Annotated in this window: 19 protein-coding genes and 1 tRNA gene; 14 read left to right on the top strand and 6 right to left on the bottom strand. The window is 61.6% G+C overall.

Annotated elements, in window-relative coordinates; genetic code table 11:
* Positions 1 to 128 precede the first annotated feature (128 nt).
* The gene (gene gltX / locus NTU39_RS10705; protein WP_150576821.1) at positions 129 to 1,520 is read left to right on the top strand and encodes a glutamate--tRNA ligase; all 1,392 of its coding nucleotides are present in this window, start codon (positions 129 to 131) and stop codon (positions 1,518 to 1,520) included.
* Between the two features lie 138 nt (positions 1,521 to 1,658).
* Here the strand turns inward: gltX and NTU39_RS10710 are convergent, their stop codons facing one another.
* Positions 1,659 to 2,522, bottom strand: coding sequence for an inositol monophosphatase family protein (locus NTU39_RS10710; protein ID WP_150664893.1), 864 nt, complete (start codon positions 2,520 to 2,522; stop codon positions 1,659 to 1,661).
* 436 nt (positions 2,523 to 2,958) lie between these two features.
* On the opposite strand from NTU39_RS10710, the gene NTU39_RS10715 reads away from it, so the two are divergent.
* Together NTU39_RS10715 and cysE are read left to right on the top strand one after the other, a co-directional pair.
* Positions 2,959 to 3,777, top strand: coding sequence for an RNA methyltransferase (locus NTU39_RS10715; RefSeq protein WP_150664894.1), 819 nt, complete (start codon positions 2,959 to 2,961; stop codon positions 3,775 to 3,777).
* 316 nt (positions 3,778 to 4,093) lie between these two features.
* Positions 4,094 to 4,867: a serine O-acetyltransferase gene (cysE, locus tag NTU39_RS10720; protein WP_150664895.1), complete on the top strand. Its 774-nt coding sequence runs from the start codon at positions 4,094 to 4,096 to the stop codon at positions 4,865 to 4,867.
* Positions 4,868 to 4,956: 89 nt separating this feature from the next.
* Here the strand turns inward: cysE and NTU39_RS10725 are convergent, their stop codons facing one another.
* The 4 genes from NTU39_RS10725 to NTU39_RS10740 form a co-directional block, all read right to left on the bottom strand.
* On the bottom strand, positions 4,957 to 5,694 hold the full coding sequence (locus NTU39_RS10725; protein WP_257959805.1) for a UDP-2,3-diacylglucosamine diphosphatase: 738 nt from the start codon (positions 5,692 to 5,694) through the stop codon (positions 4,957 to 4,959).
* Between the two features lie 145 nt (positions 5,695 to 5,839).
* The gene (locus tag NTU39_RS10730; RefSeq protein ID WP_150664897.1) at positions 5,840 to 6,334 is read right to left on the bottom strand and encodes a peptidylprolyl isomerase; all 495 of its coding nucleotides are present in this window, start codon (positions 6,332 to 6,334) and stop codon (positions 5,840 to 5,842) included.
* 45 nt (positions 6,335 to 6,379) lie between these two features.
* Positions 6,380 to 6,955, bottom strand: coding sequence for a peptidylprolyl isomerase (locus NTU39_RS10735; protein WP_150665000.1), 576 nt, complete (start codon positions 6,953 to 6,955; stop codon positions 6,380 to 6,382).
* A gap of 94 nt (positions 6,956 to 7,049) precedes the next feature.
* Positions 7,050 to 7,724 carry a tetratricopeptide repeat protein gene (locus NTU39_RS10740; RefSeq protein WP_257959806.1) on the bottom strand — a complete coding sequence of 225 codons (675 nt, stop codon included), beginning with the start codon at positions 7,722 to 7,724 and terminating at the stop codon, positions 7,050 to 7,052.
* 298 nt (positions 7,725 to 8,022) lie between these two features.
* Here NTU39_RS10740 and cysS point away from each other — a divergent pair, with 298 nt between their 5' ends.
* From cysS to NTU39_RS10795, 11 genes are all read left to right on the top strand, one after another.
* The gene (cysS, locus tag NTU39_RS10745) at positions 8,023 to 9,426 is read left to right on the top strand and encodes a cysteine--tRNA ligase (RefSeq protein ID WP_150664899.1); all 1,404 of its coding nucleotides are present in this window, start codon (positions 8,023 to 8,025) and stop codon (positions 9,424 to 9,426) included.
* A gap of 26 nt (positions 9,427 to 9,452) precedes the next feature.
* Positions 9,453 to 10,607: an endonuclease III domain-containing protein gene (locus NTU39_RS10750; RefSeq protein ID WP_150664900.1), complete on the top strand. Its 1,155-nt coding sequence runs from the start codon at positions 9,453 to 9,455 to the stop codon at positions 10,605 to 10,607.
* Between the two features lie 186 nt (positions 10,608 to 10,793).
* Positions 10,794 to 11,762 carry an acetyl-CoA carboxylase carboxyltransferase subunit alpha gene (locus NTU39_RS10755; protein WP_150664901.1) on the top strand — a complete coding sequence of 323 codons (969 nt, stop codon included), beginning with the start codon at positions 10,794 to 10,796 and terminating at the stop codon, positions 11,760 to 11,762.
* 223 nt (positions 11,763 to 11,985) lie between these two features.
* Complete coding sequence (gene tilS, locus NTU39_RS10760) at positions 11,986 to 13,323, top strand: tRNA lysidine(34) synthetase TilS (protein WP_257959807.1); 1,338 nt, start codon at positions 11,986 to 11,988, stop codon at positions 13,321 to 13,323.
* A 607-nt stretch (positions 13,324 to 13,930) separates the two neighbouring features.
* A complete protein-coding gene (locus NTU39_RS10765; RefSeq protein ID WP_039399126.1) occupies positions 13,931 to 15,181 on the top strand; it encodes an aspartate kinase in 1,251 nt (416 codons plus the stop codon).
* A 257-nt stretch (positions 15,182 to 15,438) separates the two neighbouring features.
* A tRNA-Ser gene (locus tag NTU39_RS10770) sits at positions 15,439 to 15,532 on the top strand.
* Positions 15,533 to 15,653: 121 nt separating this feature from the next.
* On the top strand, positions 15,654 to 15,995 hold the full coding sequence (locus tag NTU39_RS10775) for an FKBP-type peptidyl-prolyl cis-trans isomerase (protein WP_039399124.1): 342 nt from the start codon (positions 15,654 to 15,656) through the stop codon (positions 15,993 to 15,995).
* Between the two features lie 153 nt (positions 15,996 to 16,148).
* A complete protein-coding gene (locus NTU39_RS10780) occupies positions 16,149 to 17,399 on the top strand; it encodes an MFS transporter (RefSeq protein ID WP_257959808.1) in 1,251 nt (416 codons plus the stop codon).
* Between the two features lie 410 nt (positions 17,400 to 17,809).
* Positions 17,810 to 19,315 (top strand): ferritin family protein, encoded by a 1,506-nt coding sequence (locus tag NTU39_RS10785; protein ID WP_257959809.1) that lies wholly within the window; start codon positions 17,810 to 17,812, stop codon positions 19,313 to 19,315.
* A 24-nt stretch (positions 19,316 to 19,339) separates the two neighbouring features.
* Positions 19,340 to 19,600 (top strand): toluene-4-monooxygenase system B family protein, encoded by a 261-nt coding sequence (locus NTU39_RS10790; protein WP_150664905.1) that lies wholly within the window; start codon positions 19,340 to 19,342, stop codon positions 19,598 to 19,600.
* 77 nt (positions 19,601 to 19,677) lie between these two features.
* Positions 19,678 to 20,670, top strand: a complete 993-nt coding sequence (locus NTU39_RS10795) for an aromatic/alkene monooxygenase hydroxylase subunit beta (protein WP_257959810.1) — start codon at positions 19,678 to 19,680, stop codon at positions 20,668 to 20,670.
* A 110-nt stretch (positions 20,671 to 20,780) separates the two neighbouring features.
* Here NTU39_RS10795 and NTU39_RS10800 read toward each other — a convergent pair whose 3' ends face one another.
* Entirely contained in the window at positions 20,781 to 21,674 is an 894-nt protein-coding gene (locus NTU39_RS10800) for an aspartyl/asparaginyl beta-hydroxylase domain-containing protein (protein ID WP_246184612.1), read from the bottom strand.
* Between the last annotated feature and the right edge of the window lie 160 nt (positions 21,675 to 21,834).

Raw genomic sequence — 21,834 nt, forward strand, 5'->3', positions numbered from 1 at the left:
ACTGTGCCGCGAATGCACGCACTCGGCTGATATAATGACGGCTTCCAAATGTTGGCGACCCGCCTGCGCGAATCCCTCCGCTGCGGGCGTTTTTGTTTGTCGCCGACGCGATGCACCGAAGCCAAACCATGACCACTGTCCGCACCCGCTTTGCGCCTAGCCCGACCGGTTTCATCCATCTGGGCAACATCCGTTCCGCTCTCTATCCGTGGGCCTTCGCGCGTCACAACAACGGCGCGTTCGTGTTGCGCATCGAAGACACCGACCTTGAGCGTTCCTCGCAGCAAGCCGTGGACGTCATTCTGGAAGGCATGGAATGGCTCGGCCTCGATTACGACGAAGGTCCGTTCTATCAGATGCAGCGCATGGATCGCTATCGCGAAGTGCTGGAGCAACTGAAGGCGGGCGGTCACGTCTATCCGTGCTACATGAGCATGGAAGAACTGGACGAACTGCGCGAGCAGCAACGCGTGCGTGGCGAAAAGCCGCGTTACGACGGCCGCTGGCGTCCGGAGCCGGGCAAGGTGTTGCCGGAGCCGCCGGCCGGTGTGCAGCCGGTGCTGCGCTTCAAGAATCCGCTGACCGGCAGCGTCGTGTGGGAAGACGCGGTCAAGGGCCGCATCGAAATCTCGAACGAAGAACTCGACGATCTGGTGATTGCGCGTCCCGACGGCACGCCGACGTATAACTTCTGCGTGGTCGTCGACGACATCGACATGGACATCACGCACGTGATTCGTGGCGACGACCACGTGAACAACACGCCGCGTCAGATCAACATCTTCGAAGCGCTGGGCAAGAAGTGGCCCGTGTACGCGCACTTGCCCACGGTGCTCAACGACCAGGGCGAGAAGATGTCGAAGCGCAATGGCGCGATGAGCGTCGTGCAGTACCGCGAAGAAGGCTATCTGCCCGAAGCTGTGGTGAACTACCTGGCGCGTCTGGGCTGGGCGCACGGCGACGCGGAAGTGTTCTCGCGCGAGCAGTTCGTGGCGTGGTTCGATCTGGAGCATCTCGGCAAGTCGCCTGCACAGCACAACCCGGAAAAGCTTCAGTGGCTGAACAACCAGTATCTGAAGCAGGCGGACAACGATCGTCTGGCCGGGCTGACCGAGCCGTTCCTGCAAAAGGCGGGCGTGTCGATCGAGGGGGGGCCGTCGCTGGCTGGTGTCGTCGGTCTGTTCAAGGATCGCGCCAACACGATCAAGGACATCGCGGCGAGCGCCGAGATGTTCTACCGTGCCCCCGCCCCGTCGGCGGAAGACATGACGCAGCACATGACCGATGCCGCACGCGCCGCCGTGAAGGATCTGGCGGCTGCGTTGGCCGCACTGCCCGAATGGAAGAAGGAAGCCATTTCACCGGCGTTCAAGGCGACGCTTGCGCAGCACGGCATGAAGATGCCGCAACTCGCGATGCCGGTGCGTCTGCTTGTCGTGGGCACCACGCACACGCCCGCCATCGACGCCGTGCTGGAGCTGCTGGGCCGCGATGCGGTGCTGGCGCGTCTGGCGGCCTGACCGGTTCGACGTCACCGCACGAGATTCCGGCGCAGCTACGGCGGCGCCGGACACAAAAAACCCCGGGATGCGTGAGCATCGCCGGGGTTTTTTACTGGGGACGCCGCGAGTGCTGCATCCCTGATACTTTGCAGGTATTTACGCCTGCGAGCCGCCTTCCGCGGAGACGGAGAGCGTACCCGACTTGGCCGAAGGGGCCGGGCGCTTCGTGAGCGAATAACCCTCGAGCAGCTTGACCATCTGTGCGTAGATCTTCGGGTTGCCCGCGAGGATTTCGCCTTCGAACAGGAAGTCCGACTCGCCCGTGTAGTTGCCGACCAGACCACCGGCTTCGGTGATCAGCAAGCTACCGGCGGCCATGTCCCACGGGTTCAGGCCTTGCTCGAAGAAACCGTCCATGCGGCCAGCGGCGACGTTGGCCAGATCCAGCGCGGCTGCGCCCGGGCGACGGATACCCGCGCAATGCTCGGTCATCGTGCCGAACATCTTCAGGTAGTTTTCCACGCCTTGCAGATCGCGGAACGGGAAGCCCGTGCCGATCAGGCCGTCGGCCAGACGATCACGGCGCGAGACGCGAATACGCTTGCCGTCGAGGAACGCACCGCGACCGCGCGATGCGGTGAACAGTTCGTTGCGGGTCGGATCGTAGATCACGGCTTGCGAGACGACGCCCTTGTGCGCGAGGGCAATCGACGTGCAGTAGTAGGGCAGGCCGTGGATGAAGTTGGTGGTGCCGTCGAGCGGATCGATGATCCACTGGAATTCCGAGTCGGAATTGCCGTGCTCTTCGCCCGATTCTTCGGCGAGGATGGCATGGTCGGGATAGGCTTCGAGGAGGACGCTGATGATCGCTTGCTCTGCCGCTTTGTCCACTTCCGTCACGAAGTCGTTGTGCTGCTTCTTGCTGACCTGGACTTTCTCGATGTCCAGGGAGGCTCGGCTGATGATGGAGCCGGCGCGGCGCGCGGCTTTCACCGCGATATTGAGCATGGGATGCTGCATGACAGATTCCTGTTAAGGCCATCGCTGGCGTGACGCGCGACCCCCATTGGGCCGGTCGGCAAGCGTGGCAGACAAAGCGAACAAATTGAGCAAGAGCGATGCCCCGACAAGCGCCGCGCACTGTGTGGCGGCTCGTTTGCAGGGGCGAAAACGCGTATTTTAGCAAAAATGCGGCGGGTGCGCTTCAGAACCTGCGTGTTCTGACCCTTTTTGCAGTTTTTGCCGCACACCATGCATCGTTCGTAGCACTGTCGGTGGGTGTTTGCCGGGCATTTCAGCGACGTGGCATCCCGCCTTGGCCCTGCGTCGCGCCGAATCAGGCAAAATAGCGCCGTTGTGCGCCGTCGCAGGTTCCTGTGCTGCGCTGTCCGCTGCCGCTGCCGTTTCCGCTCCCGCTTCCGATTCCCGATTCCCGATTCCCGTCCATCGCCGTCTCATGTCCCAGTCTGCTCCGTCCGCTCCCCATTCCCCGTCGCCGTTGTTCGAACAGGTGCGTTTCGTACTCAACGAGACGAGTCATCCGGGCAACGTCGGCTCGGCCGCGCGTGCGATCAAAACGATGGGGTTTGGCCGACTGGTGCTTGCCGCGCCGCGTGCGGGGGCAGACGTGCTGCGCGATCCGGAAGCGATCGCGCTTGCCAGTGGCGCCGACGACGTGCTCGCCAACACGCTGATCGTGCCCGATCTCGTCACTGCTTTGCAGGGTGTGAGTTGGGCGGTGGCGCTCTCCGCGCGCTCACGTGAGTACGGGCCGCCGAACGCCGAGCCGCGCGAGAGTGCGGCCATCGCAGTGCAACACGCGGGGCAGGGAGAAGCGGTGGCTTTCGTGTTCGGCAGCGAGCGTACCGGTTTGTCGAATGCAGACGTGGACCGGTGTAACGCACTCGTGCACATTCCCGCGAACCCGGTCTATAGCTCGCTCAACCTTTCGCAGGCCGTGCAACTGATCGCCTGGGAAATGCGCATGGCGTGTCTGGCGCAGGCGCGCGGTGACGCGCCACAGGTCGTGACGGTGGCGACGCCCGTCACCGATGCCGCTTCGCATGACGCGCTGGCGACACGCGACGACGTCGAAGGCATGCTCACACATCTGGAGCGCGCGCTCGTCGAACTCGATTTTCTCGACCCCGACAATCCCAAGAAGCTGATGACGCGATTGCGCCGTCTGTTCGCGAAGAGCCATCTGGAGCGCGAAGAGGTCAACATCCTGCGGGGCATCTCGAAGCACATTCTGGAGCGCAAGGTGCGACGCTGATTGCTGCAAATATCGCGAAAACGCCCTACAATCGGCTGTCATATGCTTATACGCCTTTCGCGGATATGAATCGTTTGCGCCAGCGTTGCGCCGCCTCTCTGCCTTACCACGTCCACTGTTGTTAGCCCTGCGCTGACCTGCGTGACGCATTGCCTCGTCGGCGTGCGTCACCGCTTCGCCATTTCGCAATGCGGCGCCTGCCTCGGCCGCCGCACTGCACATCGCTGAATTCCTGCACTCCCGGAATTACCCGCTAATACGCGACGATCCGTCCCCAAGACGGCCGGACGCCGCACGACAGGACAGACTCAGGCTTATGTTTACTCGTCTTCGCGAAGATATCGCCGCCATTCGTCAGAAAGATCCCGCTGCCCGTAGCAACTGGGAAGTCTTCACTTGCTATCCCGGTCTGCATGCCGTGATGTTGCATCGGGTGGCGCATCGCTGCTGGACGTCGGGTTTCAAATGGAGCGGACGCTACATCTCGCAATACGCTCGCTTTCTGACCGGCATCGAGATTCATCCGGGCGCGACGCTCGGCCGACGCGTGTTCATCGATCACGGCATGGGCGTGGTGATCGGGGAGACGGCGGTGATCGGCGACGACTGCACGATCTATCAGGGCGTGACGCTCGGGGGCACGTCGCTCGCGCGCGGCGCAAAGCGTCATCCGACACTGGAGGCGGGGGTGATCGTCGGTGCGGGGGCGAAGGTGCTCGGCGGCTTTACGGTGGGTGAGGGGGCGAAGATCGGCTCAAACGCGGTCGTCGTCAAACCGGTCCCGGCGGGTGGCACGGCGGTGGGCAACCCGGCGCGCGTCGTGCGTCCCGGGGCGCCGCGCGAAGGCGTAAAGGTGGGTGAGGGCGAGTGTAAGCCGGAGTTCTCGGCCTACGGCATTACGCCCAACGCCGATGACCCAGTCTCGCTCGCGATTCATGGTCTGATCGAGAACGCGACGGATCAGTCGCACAAAATCGATGTCATGGTGGCGGCGCTCAACCAACTCGGCGCGCATCTCGAAGCGCTCGGTGCGAGCAAGATCGATACCGCCGAGTTGCGCAAGTTGGGCAAGGAAATTCAGGATATGTGACGTGGTGGGGCGATGACGGCGAATCGTCGTCGTCGCGGATCCAAACAAAAACGGCTCGTCAGCAACGAGCCGTTTTTACATCGCAACGCTTATGTCGCGGAGGGCGCGAGGTCGACGGCCCGTAAGCCATGCGTGTCCCATTGCAGATAGCCGCCGCGTGGCGGGTCCACATCGAATTCCCAGTCGGGCAGGACCCAGCGTACGCGTCGCCCGTCGACGTGGCGTGCAGGACGATGCGTGTGGCCGTGCACCAGCGTGCGCTCACCCGCAGCGTCGAGCAGCGCCGCGATGGCATTGGCGTTAGCATCGGCGTAGGCCATGCGATGTGCGCCCTTGGCGGCGCTGCGTCGGCGGATGCGATCCGCAATCCCCATGCGCACGCGCAGCGGCAACGTCAGGAAAAAGGCTTTGCCGAGCGGCGAATGCGCGACGCGGCGAAAGCGCTGATAACCCACGTCGTCGGTGCACAACTGGTCGCCGTGGCTGAGCACGAGTGCCTGACCGAGAAACGAGAAGACGCAGGGATCGTCGAGCATGACCGCGCCCGCCGCTCGCGCGAAGCGCTTGCCGAGCAGGAAGTCGCGATTGCCCCGCATCACCGCGATGGGCACACCGCTGGCCGAGAGTTCCGCCATCGCGGCCGTCATGCGGCGCGCGAACTCGCCGAGCGGTTCGCTGGCAGGCGGGGCCGAAGCAGGCACGTTTCCGGTGTCGCGGTCGGCATCGAGCATATCGTCGCCGATCCAGTATTCGAACAGATCGCCGAGGATGAAAAGGATGGACGCTTCACGCGCGGGGCCGCGCAGGAAGTCTTCGAAGACTTGCACCGTCTGCGGCAGGGCCGGTGAGAGGTGAAGATCGGAAATGAAAAGCGCGGGCCCGTCGCCCCGTGGTGTCACGGGGCATTGCGGGCACCGCGCAGTCGATACTGGCATCGAGTGTCGCAGTTCGCTTGAGGGCGCTTACGCGAGCTTAGGCGACGATCACAGCCTTCTCGATCACGACGTCCTCAACCGGCACGTCCTGGTGGAAGCCCTTCGAACCGGTCTTCACGCCCTTGATGGCGTCGACCACTTCCTGGCCTTCGACGACCTTGCCGAACACGGCGTAACCCCAGCCTTGCGGCGTGGGCGAGCTGTGGTTCAGGAAGTCGTTGTCGTTCACGTTGATGAAGAACTGGGCCGTGGCCGAGTGCGGATCGTTCGTGCGGGCCATGGCCAGCGTGTACTTGTCGTTCTTCAGGCCGTTGTTGGCTTCGTTTTCGATGGTCGCTTCGGTCGGCTTTTGCTTCATGCCGGCTTCGAAACCGCCACCCTGGACCATGAAGCCGTTGATGACGCGGTGGAACACCGTGCCGTCGTAGAAGCCGTTCTTGACGTAGTTGAGGAAGTTCTCGACCGTCTTCGGTGCCTTGGCTGCGTCGAGTTCGATGCGAATGACGCCGTGATTGGTGTGCAGTTCAACCATGATGCTTTCCTTCTAATGAAATGATCCCGGCGGGCCGGAGGATTTTCAGCGTTTGACGACGCTGGCCGATTCGATCACGACCGTCGTGGCGGGCACGTCGGAATACATGCCCTTGCGGGTCGTGGCCACACCCTTGATCTTCTCGACGGTGTCCATGCCGGACACCACCTTGCCGAATACCGTATAGCCGAAGCCATCCGGGTTGGGGTAATCCAGTGACGCATTATCCTTCACATTGATAAAGAATTGCGCGGTCGCGGAGTTCGGATCGGAGGTGCGGGCCATGGCGATGGTGCCGATGGTGTTCTTCAGGCCGTTCTTCGATTCGCTGGGAATCGCGGCGCGCGTGGGCTTCTGGTCCATGTTCGGGGTGAAACCGCCGCCCTGTATCATGAAGCCGTTGATCACGCGATGGAAAATCGTGCCGTTGTAGAAGCCATCGTTGACGTACTGAAGGAAGTTCTCGACCGTCTTCGGTGCTGCCTTCGGATTGACTTCGACCACGAAATTGCCGAGCGACGTCTTGAATTGCACCTGCGGCTGCGCATTTTGCGCAAAGGCCGGCAGGCTCGCGCCCGTCAGGGCGGCGGCGGCCACCACGGTGGCAACGCCGCCGAGCATGGCGCGACGCAGGCGATTCGGAAAGGACATGCGTGTCTCCCTATATCGATGAGAAGGGGGAAGGTGGAACGGAGTTCGAGTCGCGGCAGCCGGCTTAGTTGCCCGACTTGCCGATGTTTTTCACGGCGGCGTCCTCACCGGGCTTTTGCGGCGACGGCGTCTGACTGACAGGCGCGGCGCGTTGCGGGGTCAGCATATTGGACAGCAGCTTTTCGCGGTTCGACACGCGAGCCGTCGGCGCAAGCTTCAGAGATTTCTGATAAGCCTGCTGCGCGAGCTTGGCGTAGATGTCGCCCAGATTCGCATACGCGACGGCGAAGTTCGGGTTGTTGCGAATCGCGCTCTCGAGTGCGGCGCGGGCCTTGTCGTACTCACCAGCCTGCGCGTAGAGCGCGGCCAGGTTGTTGAACGGCTCGGGCAGTTCCGGGAAGTCCTGGGTGAGCGCCGTGAAGACGTCGATGGCTTCCGCATTACGGCCCATTTCCATCAGCACACGACCGCGCGTGAAGCGCACCTGCGCGTCGCGCGGGTACTGCTTCAAATGCTCGTCGATTTTGGTCAGAGCATCGTTGAATTTGCCCGCTTCGACCAGCTTGTTGATGGCCGACTCGCTCGCTTGCTGCGGCGTTTGCAGCGGCGCGGGCGGGGGCGGATCGGTGATCGCCTGCGCGCCGGCGGGCAGCGCGAACAGCGCGCTGGCCACGCCGAGCGTGGCGGCCGCGAGCGTAAGTGCGCGTGTGCTGCGCGTGACAGCGGCGAGCGGGCGCACATGAGAGAGAAGGCGCGAAGGAACGTGCGTCAGGGGAGACAAAAGTGACCGGCTTCGTTGCGTCATAGTGGGTGCTTGGGATACCTGAGAGGTGCGCAAGAGATGCTATACTCGGCCGCATTCTAACAAAACACCTGCGCCCGGCCCGCGCCATTTCTCGATGTGGCGGTGGAGGCGGTTCGCAGGTTCGTTTTTTCTACCGCACGGCGCGCAGCCCGCCTCGCGATATCGCTCTCGTCTCACACGGGGATATCGTCGCAGCGTCCAGCGCTGTTGCCGCCCGGTCAAGCGCATATCTATGGATTCACTCCGTGTCTACAACTCGCTCGCGCGAGATAAACAGTCGTTCGCACCCCTCGTTCCCGGCGAAGTTCGCATGTATGTCTGTGGGATGACGGTGTACGACTACTGTCACATTGGTCATGCGCGCGTGATGGTGGTGTTCGACATGGTGCAGCGCTGGTTGCGCACGCTCGGCTATCGTGTGACGTACGTGCGCAACATCACGGATATCGACGACAAGATCATCAAGCGCGCGGTCGAGAACGGCGAGACGATGCGTGAGCTGACCACGCGCTTCATTGCTGCGATGCACGAAGACGCCGATGCGCTCGGCGTTCAGCGTCCCGACCATGAGCCGCGTGCTACCGACTTCATTCCGCAGATGGTCGACATGATCGGCACGTTGCAACGCAACGGCTACGCCTATCAGGCCGAAGATGGCGACGTGAACTATGCCGTGCGCAAGTTCGCGACGTACGGCCACCTGTCGGGCAAGTCCATCGAGGACCTGCGCGCGGGTGAGCGCGTGGCGGCCAATACGGCGAAGCAGGATCCGCTCGACTTCGTGTTGTGGAAGCGCGCAAAGGACACCGAGCCGGAAGAGTCGAAGTGGGCGTCGCCGTGGGGCGCTGGCCGTCCGGGCTGGCACATCGAGTGCTCGGCCATGAGCTGCCAGTTGCTCGGCAACCATTTCGACATTCACGGTGGCGGCGCGGATCTGCAATTCCCGCATCACGAGAACGAGATTGCGCAGAGCGAAGGGGCGACGGGCGAGACGTTCGTCAATTACTGGATGCACAACGGCTTCGTGCGCGTGGACAACGAGAAGATGTCCAAGTCGCTCGGCAACTTCTTCACCATTCGTGAAGTGCTGGCGAAGTTCGACGCGGAAGTTGTGCGTTTCTTCATCCTGCGCGCCCAGTATCGCAGCCCGCTCAACTACAGCGATGCCCATCTGGATGACGCGCGCGGCGGTCTGACGCGTCTGTACACGGCGCTCAAGGATGCGGCGAGCGACGGTGCACCGCTGGACTGGAACGAGCCGTTCGCGCAGCGATTTGCCGCCGCGATGAACGACGACTTCAACACGCCGGTTGCCATTGCGGTGTTGTTCGAACTGGCAGGCGAAATCAACAAGCAGCGCAATCCTGTGCTGGTGCGTCAGTTGCAGGGGCTGGCGGCGACGCTGGGCCTGCTCGGCCGCGATCCGCAGTCGTTCCTGCAAGGGGCGACGGGCGGCGATGAGGCGGGCGATGGCGACGCGGTGCGTGCGTCGGTCGAGGCGCGTATCGAAGCGCGTGCTCAGGCCAAGCGTGATCGTAATTTTGCGGAAGCCGATCGTATTCGTGCCGAGTTGCTGGCCGAGGGGATCGTGCTGGAAGACCGTCCCGGAGGCGCCACCGAATGGCGTCGTGCCTGAGCGCGACGCATCGAGGCAAAACACTCATGGTGACTCGTAAATCCGTAGCCGCGAAGGTCGCAACCGGGACCCCGGCGGCCAAGCGTTCGGCAAAAGGTTCGACGACGGCGAAGCCGGTGTCGGCACCGGTCGACGGCGCGCGTCGCAGTCCGCTGAAGTCGACCGGTTCGAGCGCGTCGACAGCGACGCGAACGGCGGCCGTCAAGGTGACAACCAAGCCGACCGGCAAGACCGCGGCGGGCAAGACCGCAAAGGCGCCTGCGAAGTCGTCCGGCGTGGGCGCAGCCCGCAAGGCGTCGGTGTCGAAGGCCGGGAAGGTCGAGAAGGTCGAGAAGGTCGTCGCAAAGAAGGCCGCTTCGAAGGCGCCTGTGAAGACGCCGCGCAAGACCGCCGCGAAGCCGAACGCAAAGCCGGACGCGTCCAGCGCGGCCACCACGCGGCGCGTTATCGCCAAGCGCGACGGCGAGACGCGCATCGTCACGCCGGAGATCGAACGTCTCGAACATGAGGTGGTCGAGCAGGCGGTGACGGGCGTTGTGCCCTTGCCGGTTGCGCCGGGCGCCACGCGTCCCGACTTCTGGGATCAGGCGTGTGCCGATCTCATGAAACGCGATCGGATTCTTAAGAAGCTGATTCCCCAGTTTGGCCCGGCGCATCTGACCGGACGCGGCGAGCCGTTCGTCACGCTTGCGCGCTCGATCGTGGGCCAGCAGATTTCCGTGAAGGCGGCGCAGGCTGTGTGGGATCGCGTCGTGGCGATCTGCCCGAAGCTTTCGCCGTCGCAGTTCATCAAGGCAGGGCACGATGCGCTCGCCGGGTGTGGGCTGTCGCGTCGCAAGGCCGAGTACATTCTCGATCTGGCGACACATTTCAAGTCCGGCGTGCTGCACGTGGATGCGTGGGCGAGCATGGACGACGAGGCAGTCATTGCCGAGCTGACCGGTATCCGAGGCATCGGCCGGTGGACGGCGGAAATGTTCCTGATGTTCAACCTGCTGCGTCCCGACGTTCTGCCGCTCGACGATGTCGGGCTGATCAACGCCATCAGCGTCAACTATTTCAGCGGCGAGCCTGTCACGCGAAGCGAAGCACGCGAAGTCGCTGCCAATTGGGAGCCCTGGCGCTCCGTCGCCACGTGGTACATGTGGCGGAGTCTCGAACCTGTGCCGGTCGAATATTGATCGTACTGATCGATTGCGATCATTTACGGTTTCTATAGACGCGAGGACGTATAATCCGCGTCCATTCCGTCTCATCCAGTCATTTTTGACGGCTATTGCGGATCGACAGGCGATGAAAGTTGCCTATCTCATCCGGGTAGACGTTACCGGCGGTACAATACGCTGCCGCATTTCCGGGGAAACCTGATGAAGAACACCTTTTTGGATTTTGAACAGCCGATCGCCGAACTCGACGCGAAGATTGAAGAGTTGCGCTTCGTGCAAGACGATTCAGCCGTCGATATTTCCGAAGAGATCGAGCGCCTCTCCAAGAAGAGCCAGCAGCTCACCAAGGACATTTACGCAAACCTGTCGCCCTGGCAGGTTTCGCAGATCGCACGCCATCCGCAGCGTCCTTACACGCTCGATTACATCCGCGACATCTTCACCGACTTTCATGAGCTTCATGGCGACCGTACGTTCTCGGACGATCACGCCATTGTGGGCGGCATGGCACGTTTTAACGGCCAGGCCTGTATGGTCATCGGTCATCAGAAGGGGCGCGACACCAAAGAGCGCGCCATGCGCAACTTCGGTATGCCGCGTCCGGAAGGCTATCGCAAGGCCTTGCGTCTGATGAAGATGGCGGAGAAGTTCGGTCTTCCGCTTTTCACGTTCGTCGACACGCCGGGTGCCTATCCGGGCATCGATGCCGAAGAACGCGGTCAGTCGGAAGCCATCGGTCACAATCTGTACGCGATGACCGAACTCAAAACGCCGATCATCACCACGATCATCGGTGAGGGTGGGTCGGGCGGCGCGTTGGCCGTGGCTGTCGCCGATACCGTCATGATGTTGCAGTTCTCGACGTACTCGGTGATTTCGCCGGAAGGTTGCGCGTCGATTCTGTGGAAGAGCGCAGCGAAGGCCCCTGAGGCGGCCGAGGCGCTGGGCTTGACGGCACATCGTCTGAAGGCGCTTGGTCTGATCGACAAGATCGTCAACGAGCCGCTGGGTGGTGCGCAACGCGATCCGCTCGGTATGGCCGGTATGCTCAAGCGCGCGTTGGCCGACTCGCTGCGTCAGTTCCAGGGCATGAGCCACAAGGAGCTGCTTGAGCGTCGTTTCGAGCGCCTGATGAGCTATGGCAAATTCAAGGAAGCCGGCGCGAAGTAAAGCGCAAGCCGATGCGTCGTCGCCCGTGGTGGCGATGACGTCGAATCCGATGCCTCATCACGAATCCTCTGCTGCCGCGTTCGCATCTGCCCGATGCGACGCGGCAGTTGCACATGTGGACGTCGCTTTACGTCTGGCATTGACGGCGCACGTCCTGCCTCATCGCGATTCCTCCGCATCACGGCCACGTCTCGCAATCGCGCTCAGTGGCGGCCTAGATTCGATGGTGCTGCTCGATGCGTTGGCGCATTGGGTGCAAAAGCGTCGCGAAACCGGGCCGTCGAGTGAGGCGGTCGAGCCAATGCCGCAACCGCTGGCCATCCACATCCATCACGGGCTTTCCGAGCATGCCGACGACTGGCTCGCTGTGTGCGAGCGCGAGGCGCGCCTGCGCGGGTTCGCCTTCGAAGCGCGACGCGTGAGTGTGCCGAGGGATGCGCGACAAGGTATCGAAGGCGCGGCGCGTGCAGCGCGCTACGAAGCGTTGGCGTCGATCTGTCTGGCGAATGACGTCGGCTGGCTGCTGACAGCGCATCATGCCAACGACCAGGCGGAGACCGTGCTATTGCAGATGTTGCGCGGTGCCGGATTGCCGGGTGTGGCCGCGATGGCGTTGGAAGGCGTGTTGCCGGTCGTTGGGCATCGCACGGATCGTGTGCGGTTGTTGCGACCGTTGCTCGATGTCTCGCGCGAGACGGTGCGTGCTTACGCCAAGGCGCGATCGCTGACGTGGGTCGAAGATCCGTCCAACGAAGACCGCCACTATTTGCGCAATGCGTTGCGTCACGACGTGATGCCTGCGATTGCGTCGCACGTGCCTGCTTATCGCGAGACGTTGGCGCGATTTGCGCGTCATGCTGCGCAAGCGCAGGCATTGCTCGACCAATTGGCGGAGCTCGACTTCGCGAGGGCGCGTGTGCCGACGGTGGGCGACGACGAGCGTTTGCAGCGAACGCAGTTGCAGGGCCTCGATGCTGCGCGTCTGGCGAACCTGCTGCGTTACTGGACGGCACGTCGCGGCCTGGCGATGCCACCGGAAGCGCGTCTTGATGAGTGGGTGCGTCAGATTCGCGATGCGCAGGCTGAGGCGTCGCTTGAATTGCCGCATGGCGAAGCGGTGCTGCGGTTGTATCGCGACGAATTGCAGTGGACTGCGATCTACGAGATGGCGGATCCGGACGATGTAGTGTCCGACGTCATGCTGCGCTGGGCGGGCGAGCGAGCATGGCATTTGCCGCAGTGGAAGGGCAGCATCGTTTTCACGCCGCTGGGCGACGATGAAGAGGCGGCAGGAAGCATCGACGAGCGGATATTGCGCGCATCCGCGTTGGTCGCAAAGGCGAGGGCGGGTGGCGAGCGCTGGCGGGAGCATGCGCAGGGGCATTCGCGGTCGCTGAAGCACTGGTATCAGAGTCGAGGTGTTGCGGCGTGGTTGAGAAACGTGCCGATTGTGTGGCAGGCGGGCGCGATCGTCTTCGTCCCGAGACTTGGCGTTGACGGCGCAGCGCAGCGGGAAGAGGGTGGCGCACGATGGGTGATGGAGTGGCGCGACGAGGCGTGAAGGGGGATTCGGAAATTTGAGTGGCGGGGATTGGTGGCGCCCTGGCGTAGCGACTTTCAGTGGAGCCTAGCCGGGTGCTGCCAATCCCCGCGGCCCGGAAGATTGAGAGGGCTGAGCGGGAATTGACCGGAGCGACCAACCTGCGTGTTCCAATTTTCAGTGGAGCCTAGCCGGGTGCTGCCAATCCCCGCAGCCCGGAAGATTGAGAGGGCTGAGCGGGAATTGACCGGAGCGACCAACCTGCGTGTTCCAATTTTCAGTGGAGCCTAGCCGGGTGCTGCCAATCCCCGCGGCCCGGAAGATTGAGAGGGCTGAGCGGGAATTAGCCAGAGCGACAAACCTGGGATGTTCCTCGGCTCAAGGAAATTGAGCGGAGCCTGAGGAGCAACGAGGCACCGCCGACTAAAACTTCCGTGAAATTCAGCATAACCTGCTGCCAGATGCGGCTTCGTGGGTTCATCGCAGCGCAATGTGCGTCAAACCGACGCCAACGCGATACATTCGTGCGATAATCAAAAGTTCCGCGAATCGAAACGTCACCGATACCCATGAAGGGGTATCCGCGCAGGATTCATAAACGGTTTTAAATCAATGTGTTAGCAATGTTATGGCTCTGATCGTACACAAATACGGCGGCACGTCGATGGGCTCGGTGGAGCGCATCAAGAATGTCGCCAAGCGCGTGGCCAAATGGCATAAGGCCGGTCACAAGATGGTGGTGGTGCCGTCGGCGATGTCCGGCGAGACCAATCGTCTGCTGGGCCTGGCCAAAGAGATTTCGGCCAATCCGGATCCGCGCGAACTCGACGCTATTGCCGCCACGGGCGAGCAAGTGAGCGTTGGCCTGCTGGCAATGGCCCTCAAAGAGGCTGGCGTCGATGCCGTGAGCTACGCCGGCTGGCAAGTACCGATCAAGACCGACAGCGCTTTCACCAAAGCTCGCATTTCGGAAATCGACGACAAGCGCGTCATGGCCGATCTCAATGCCGGCCGCGTGGTCGTCATCACCGGTTTCCAGGGGATCGATCCGAACGGCAACGTGACCACGCTCGGTCGCGGTGGCTCGGACACCTCGGCGGTGGCGGTCGCGGCCGCCCTCAAGGCCGACGAGTGCCTGATCTACACCGACGTCGATGGCGTGTACACGACGGACCCGCGTGTGGTCGACGAGGCCCGCCGCCTCGACAAGGTGACCTTCGAAGAGATGCTGGAAATGGCCAGCCTCGGTTCCAAGGTGCTGCAGATCCGCTCGGTGGAATTCGCCGGCAAGTACCAAGTCAAGACTCGCGTGTTGTCGAGCCTGACTGATCCGATGATCGCGCTCGACGAAGAAGCGCGCTCGGGCACGCTGATTACTTTTGAGGAAGACGAACAAATGGAAAAGGCCATCATCTCGGGTATCGCATTCCAGCGCGACGAGGCCAAGATCACCGTGCGTGGCGTGCCGGATCGCCCGGGCATTGCGTACCAGATTCTCGGCCCGATCGCCGACGCGAACATCGATGTCGACATGATCATCCAGAACCTGAGCGTCGAGGGTAAGACCGACTTCACGTTCACCGTACCGCGCGGCGACTACCAGCGCGCCATGACGCTGCTGCAAAGCGACGTGCAGGGTCACATCGGCGCTGCCGAAGTCATCGGCGACCCGAAGGTGTCGAAGGTGTCGATCGTCGGTGTGGGCATGCGCTCGCACGTGGGTATCGCCAGCAAGGCGTTCCGCACGCTGTCGGAAGAGGGCATCAACATTCAGCTGATCTCCACGTCCGAAATCAAGATCTCGGTGCTGATCGACGAGAAGTACATGGAGCTCGCTGTGCGCGCGCTGCACAAGGCCTTCGAACTCGATCAGGCCTAATCGATCGAAGCGATCGTCATTGATCGCACGCCGTCACTTCGGACGGCAAAAAGACGTGCCGCATGTGAGCGTGATGCATGCGGCGCGCAACGGGATTTTCGGGCAGCGATGCGGGAAAATTCCCGTGTACGTGTCGGGTGCATGACAGGTACGCAAAAAAAGTTGGGTTTCGATGCGGATAATGTTTGACGGCATCGAGAACAGCCGGTAGTATCACGGTCTCGTCGCATCACCTCCCTGGTGCGACGACAAGTTTGGGAGACGTGGCCGAGAGGTCGAAGGCACTCCCCTGCTAAGGGAGCATCTGGGCCAAAACCTGGATCGAGGGTTCGAATCCCTCCGTCTCCGCCAAGTCGCCTTGGCGGAACACCCCCGGCTCTTCGCGGAGAGCCGGGGGTTTTTTCTTTCCCGAGTTCGCGCGTTGGCGATACCTCGCGCGTCGATATCCTCTCTTCTTCGAGCGAGAACAACCATGTCGACTGTCACTACCGATTCCGGCCTGCAATACGAAGACCTGCAAGTGGGCGATGGCGCTGAAGCCACCCCGGGCAAGACCGTGACCGTTCATTACACGGGCTGGCTGACCGACGGCAAGAAATTCGATTCCAGCAAAGACCGTAACGATCCGTTCGCCTTCGTGCTTGGCGGCGGCATGGTCATTCGTGGCTGGGACGAAGGCGTTGCCGGCATGAAGGTTGGCGGCAAGCGCAAACTCATTATTCCGGCCGAACTTGGCTACGGTGCACGCGGTGCAGGCGGCGTGATTCCGCCGAACGCCACCCTGGTCTTCGAGGTTGATCTGTTGGACGTCTGAAGCATCGAAACGCCGCCCGAACCACACTGAGGCGGCACAGTCGAAGCAACAGACACCCCCGGTGCCTCGCAGGCACCGGGGGTGTTGTCTTTTGGAGTTCATACATGTGTGCCGACGTCACGAGCGTGGGTTGCACAAAGGAGCCTTTACGAGGTGTCTCACTCTGTAAGTCCGCTTTCCCCCAGGTCCCCCGTCTCGCGATTCTGGTTCCCCTTCTCGCTGGTGCTCTTCGAGTTCGCGGTCTACATCTCGAACGACATGATCATGCCCGGCATGCCGCTCGTCACGCGCGAGTTCGGCGCGTCTGCGGAAATGACCACGCTGGCGCTGACCGCCGCCATGCTCGGCAACGCGAGTCTGCAATGGTTGCTCGGCCCGCTTGCCGACCGCTTCGGTCGCCGTCGTGTGCTGCTCTCCGGCCTCGTCATGTTCATCGTCGCGTGTCTGGCGGTGCACTACGTGCAGACCATGCCGCAGTTCATTGCACTACGCTTTCTGCAAGGCATGGGCTGCTGCTTCGTGCTGACGGTGGGGTATCCGACGGTGCATGAGGCGTTCGAGGAGAAGACTGCCGTGCGTGTGATGGCGCTCATGGCGAACGTGTCGTTGCTCTCGCCGCTGTTCGGACCACTCGCCGGTGCTGCCGTCGTGTCGTTCTGGCCGTGGCGCAGCATCTTCTGGCTGATTGCCATCGTCGCGGTGTTCTCGTTCGTCGGGTTGTATCGCACGATGCCGGAGCTGTCGCGTCACGATCGTAATGCGCTGAACGCCAAGCAACTTTGGGCGGGTTACAAGCTGCCGCTTTCCAGTGGACGATTCTGGCGCGGCGCGGTGCTCACGGGGCTCGCTGTGACGCCATTGCTCACGTGGATCGCATTGGGGCCGGTGTTCCTGATCGAGCGCGCCGGGCTGTCGCAGATGCAGTACGCCATGCTGCAAGTGCCGGTGTTCGCGGCACTGATTCTCGGCAACGTGCTGCTCGCGCGTCAGGTGGGGCGCTGGTCGAACGGGCGTCTGCTGGCGACCGGAGTGGCAGCCATGCTGATCGGCGCGGCGGTGTCGCTCGTCGGTACCGCCATCCTCGCGCCGGGCTATCCGGCGTTGCTCATCGGCACGACGCTGCATGCGTTCGGTATGGGCATGTGCTACGGCGTGGTGTATCGCCAGTCGCTGTTCGCCGTCGACAGTCTCAACCGGGCGACGGTCGCAGGCATGCTCAGCATGATCACCATCGTCGTGGCCGTGGCCGTGATCGAGGCGATGAAGTTCGCTTACCTGCATTTCGGCGATGCCGCGCTTGGCATCGGTGCGATGCTGGCGGCGGCGCTTGTTGCAGTGCTCGCGGCGAATTTCGTTCCGCCGCCTGCGCAGGACACGCTCGCGCAATCGAGTCGGTCGCCGTGAGCGATTCGGAAGGCCGGGGTGGTCGCCGCGACTTATCTCTTTTCCCGCAATAATTCCGCATTCGTGCGGTTTGCGGCAAAAGACGTCGAAATCGATGGCGCTTCGGCCTGTCCGATCGAGTGCAGATTCCTGAATTCAGCGAATCACCTAAAAGCCCGTCATTCCATGGAGTTCAGAAAACCATTCGACTAACCTCCACATGAACGTTGCGAACTTAATAGATACGTAGTTCGAGTGGATGCGGGGAGTGTTAATGGCGAAGCAGCCATTGGTTATTTCTTAACCCTTGCAAAGGATGGGTGTCGAAAGGTTGCGTTGGCAGACGGGTGCAAACAGAAATAGAACGGACCAAATAAGCAGAATTCTTGCGCGCGGATTCCTTCTCAGTCGGGAAGTGCCCATATTCAGTCATGGCGCTATTGGAACGCGCGGAATGGTACGACATTGCCCGGTCTACCAATTGGACTTCGACGTATGTAGAAGAGTCGGAACTGTTCCCGGATCTGATGACGGGCAGTATGGGTATTGCGGTCGAAAGCTGGGAAGCGTTCGACGAACCGTACAAGATTAGCTATCCAGAGTACGTGCGTGTTCAACGTGACAAGGACGCCGGCGTTTATTCTGTCAAGGCGGCACTCGAGCGCAGTCAACTGTACGAGAGCGCGGACCCGGGGTGGTTGTCGGTTCTCAAGCTTCACTACAGCACTTTGGCGCTGGTCGAATACGTTGGTATGCATGCACAAGCGCGCATGGTGCGATTCGGCCGCGCGCCGGGCATGCGGAACATGGCGACCTTCGGCATGCTCGACGAGAGCCGGCATACGCAAATTCAATTGTATTTCGCCCATGAATACTGTACGAAAGACCGACAGTTCGATTGGACGCACAAGCTTCTCCACACCAATTCGTTAGCCAGTGTCGCGACGCGTTCTAGCGCCGATGACGTGGCCCATTCGCGTAGCGCGGCCGAAATCGCAGTGATGCTGAGCTTTGGGCTCGAAACGAGCTTCACCAATATGCAGTTCCTCGGCCTGGCCTCCGATGCTGCCGAGGTCGGGGATTTTACCTTCTCCAGCCTGATATCCAGCATTCAGACCGACGAAGCCCGTCATGCCCAGATCGGCGGCTCGGTGCTGAAAATCATGATCGACAACGGCCGCGTGGCGCAGGCACAAAAGCTCGTCGATATCGCCATCGCACGCTCCTGGTACGTCTTCTGTGTGCCTGCCGGTACGGCGATGGATTATGGGATGCCCCTGGATCGCAGAAAGCAGTCATTCCGGGAGTTCATGCAGGAATGGATTTTCGATCAATTTGAACGTTCGCTGATCGAGATGGGGCTTTCCCGCCCGTGGTACTGGGATCAGATGATCGCCGAGTCGCAGTATCAGCACCATGCCTATCAGCTTGCCGCATGGTTCTGGCGCCCGGCCATGTCGTGGAACCCGGCGGCCGGCGTGACGCATGGGTGTCGCGACTGGCTTGAGGAAAAATACCCGGGATGGAACGACACCTTTGGTAAAGCCTGGGACGTCATCATCGAGAATCTGCTAGCGGGAAAGCATGAACTGACATTGCCCGAGACGGTTCCGATCATCTGCAACTTGAATCAGTTGCCGATCTGCGCGATCCCTGGCGACGGGTGGAGCGTCAAGGACCATCCTCTGGAATATAACGGCCGCACCTATCACTTCAATTCGGAAATCGAACGGTGGGTGTTTGAGCAGGATCCGAGACGCTACCGTGATCACTTGAGTCTGGCGGACCGCTTGCTCGCAGGCAAGATTGTCCCGCCCGATTTGGCCGGCGCACTCAAATATATGGGCCTGGCTCCCGGCGAAATGGGCGATGACGCGCACGGATACCGCTGGGTTGAAACCTACCGCAATAATCCTTACGAGCGAAAGGCCGCATGAGGCCGGGGCAATGGGAGCGCGCATATGGCCGACTTTCCGATGATTTCAAACTTTCAGTACGACTTTGTGCTGCTGCTGGTCACCGTCGATACCGAAGATACGATGGACGAAGTGGCTGCCAAGGCGGCATTTCATTCCGTCGGTCGGCGCGTCGCGCCTCGGCCGGACAAAGTTGTGAGGGTGCGTCGCCAGGGGGGAGAGTCTTTCTTTCCGCGAGAGGCAAAGTTGATCGAAACGGACATTAAGCCGATGGAGGCGCTTGAATTCATTTTTTGCGATAAGTGAGTGGGCCATGCGAATCCGGAGAGTTTGTTCTCTTGACGAATTCTGGCCAGGCGAGACATCTTTGATGCGAGGCGGAAATGGACAATTCCGAAACCCTGAAGCCATTGAAGACCTGGAGTCATCTGGCGTCGCGGCGGCGCAAACCGAGCGAATACGAAATCGTATCGACCAATCTCACGTATGACGGAGATAATCCGGAAGCCCCGTTCGAGCTTGATCCGAACATGGAGATGGCGCAATGGTTCAGGCAATATCGCCATGGCGCAGCGTTGAAGCACCCCGACTGGGAAGCATTTCGGGATCCGGATGAGTTGGTGTATCGCACCTACAATCTGCTCCAGGACGGACAGGAAGCCTATGTATTTGGCCTGCTGGACCAGTTTTCCGCCCGGGGCCACGACGTCATGCTTGAGCGCCACTGGGCCGGTACGCTGGCGCGTCTATACACCCCGGCGCGTTTCTTGTTCCATGCCCTGCAGATGGGATCTGCGTATCTGGCGCAGATGGCGCCAGTCTCGACCATTGTGAATTGCGCGGTCTTTCAGGCCGCCGACTCCCTGCGTTGGTTGACGCATACGGCGTACCGAACCAAGGAGCTTTCCTCCACTTTCGAGGGTATGGGATTCGGTAGCGACGAGCGCCGGTACTGGGAGCAAGACCCTGCATGGCAGGGCTGGCGCAAGCTTGTCGAGCATGCGCTTGTTGCCTGGGACTGGGGCGAGAGCTTCGTGGCACTGAATCTGTTGATAAGGCCCGCAGTGGAAGGTGCAGTGTTGCGCGGCCTGGGCCAGGCGGCCAGAAAAAACGGTGATACGTTACTTGGGTTGTTGATCGACTCCCACGTTGCCGACGCTCAACGACATCGACGCTGGGCCGCCAAGCTGGTGGAAATGGCGTTGACGCAGGAGGCGAACCGGCCCGTCATCGCAGGCTGGCTGAAAAAGTGGGAGCCTCTGGCCGACGATGCTGTGGCCCGCTATTGTTCGGCGCTGCCCGATGTGCAGGAAGCCGAAGAGGAAACCATCGCGGCAGCACGCGATTTCAGACGTGGCATGGGCTTGTCCTCATGACCTAAGCGCCCCCCTCAGACACACGCGTTCACTTGTTCGGTCCGTGCATTCGAGATCAAGCGAAAAAATGCCAGCGAAGGTAAATCGCTGGTTTTTTTTAGGGTGGTGCATCAACTGTGAGCGCGTTCGTCGCCCACTGTTTCTGCGTGTCCAGCATCAGAGGTCTCTGCGCTGTCGTTCGGCGGGTTGGCTGTCGTCGCGCCCCCGGCCCGTGTCGTTGGTGATCCAGGTGCCGCTGGCGCAGGCGTCGCGTAGTAGTCGCGCTCCCACTTCTCGTGATTGGTCTTGGCCTGCTGCAACTCCGGCGTGAGCGGGGCAAACGACAGCAGCAGCTTGTTGAGCCAAGACACGGGCGTTTTGCAGGGGCGCTCGAAGTCGACGAACAGCACCACGCGCGTCTCGTCGGTGTCGTTGTGCACCTGATGCTCGTAAGCGTCGTCGAAGATCACAGCGCGATTCGCTTGCCAGACATAGCGTTGTCCGTCGACCTCAATCCAACACTTCTCGCGCTCGCGCGGCACTTTCAGTGCCAGATGCAGCCGCAGTACGCCGTTATACGGGCCGCGATGCAGGGGAATCTTCTTGCCCGGCGACAGGATCGAGAAGAAGGCCGTGCGAAGACCCGGAATGCCATCGAGGGCAGCGGCAGTTGCCGGGCAGCGGGCGAGGTTGCGCTCGGCACGCATGCCGTAACCGAGGAAGACGAACGTCTGCCACTGATGGTCTTGCGTGATGGTGGCGACGTCGGGAGAGATCTCGTGGAACGCGGGCAGACGTCCTGGTGTGGCGAGTACGGCTTCGAGTTCGCGGGCGATGGCCGGTGCCTGTGCCTCGATCGCTTCGACCCAGGGGAACTGGGCGTTATCGAAAATGGGCTTGTCGCCAACCAGCGAGTGACGCGCAATGCTGCGTTGCGCCGCTTCCACACACTGAAAGAAAAATTTGGCGAGCCAGCGGGGCAGGGTACGGTTGGGGTTCTGCACGGGCGATCGTGTGGCACTCAACGTCGGCCTCCAGGGCGGAAATGAGGGAACCGGACCGGCGCGCCTGTGTCTTTCAGTGCGGTGAACGCCGGGCTTTTGGGTACAATTGTCGCGCGGTCCGGCCGTGACGCCAAGCCTCATGCGGGAAATGTGCGTGAGGCAGTGGTTACGAGATGTTTCG

Source organism: Pandoraea commovens (assembly GCF_024704525.1).
GTDB classification, from domain to species: domain Bacteria; phylum Pseudomonadota; class Gammaproteobacteria; order Burkholderiales; family Burkholderiaceae; genus Pandoraea; species Pandoraea commovens.

Bases quoted from the DNA above. Each gene is read 5' to 3' on its own strand.
- NTU39_RS10750 (WP_150664900.1), top strand. From the start codon at position 9,453: ATGGTGACTCGTAAATCCGTAGCCGCGAAGGTCGCAACCGGGACCCCG.
- NTU39_RS10735 (WP_150665000.1), bottom strand. From the start codon at position 6,955: ATGCTCGGCGGCGTTGCCACCGTGGTGGCCGCCGCCGCCCTGACGGGC.
- cysE (WP_150664895.1), top strand. From the start codon at position 4,094: ATGTTTACTCGTCTTCGCGAAGATATCGCCGCCATTCGTCAGAAAGAT.
- NTU39_RS10785 (WP_257959809.1), top strand. From the start codon at position 17,810: ATGGCGCTATTGGAACGCGCGGAATGGTACGACATTGCCCGGTCTACC.
- NTU39_RS10755 (WP_150664901.1), top strand. From the start codon at position 10,794: ATGAAGAACACCTTTTTGGATTTTGAACAGCCGATCGCCGAACTCGAC.
- NTU39_RS10775 (WP_039399124.1), top strand. From the start codon at position 15,654: ATGTCGACTGTCACTACCGATTCCGGCCTGCAATACGAAGACCTGCAA.
- NTU39_RS10790 (WP_150664905.1), top strand. From the start codon at position 19,340: ATGGCCGACTTTCCGATGATTTCAAACTTTCAGTACGACTTTGTGCTG.
- tilS (WP_257959807.1), top strand. From the start codon at position 11,986: ATGGTGCTGCTCGATGCGTTGGCGCATTGGGTGCAAAAGCGTCGCGAA.
- NTU39_RS10710 (WP_150664893.1), bottom strand. From the start codon at position 2,522: ATGCAGCATCCCATGCTCAATATCGCGGTGAAAGCCGCGCGCCGCGCC.
- NTU39_RS10715 (WP_150664894.1), top strand. From the start codon at position 2,959: ATGTCCCAGTCTGCTCCGTCCGCTCCCCATTCCCCGTCGCCGTTGTTC.
- cysS (WP_150664899.1), top strand. From the start codon at position 8,023: ATGGATTCACTCCGTGTCTACAACTCGCTCGCGCGAGATAAACAGTCG.
- NTU39_RS10765 (WP_039399126.1), top strand. From the start codon at position 13,931: ATGGCTCTGATCGTACACAAATACGGCGGCACGTCGATGGGCTCGGTG.
- NTU39_RS10730 (WP_150664897.1), bottom strand. From the start codon at position 6,334: ATGGTTGAACTGCACACCAATCACGGCGTCATTCGCATCGAACTCGAC.
- NTU39_RS10795 (WP_257959810.1), top strand. From the start codon at position 19,678: ATGGACAATTCCGAAACCCTGAAGCCATTGAAGACCTGGAGTCATCTG.
- gltX (WP_150576821.1), top strand. From the start codon at position 129: ATGACCACTGTCCGCACCCGCTTTGCGCCTAGCCCGACCGGTTTCATC.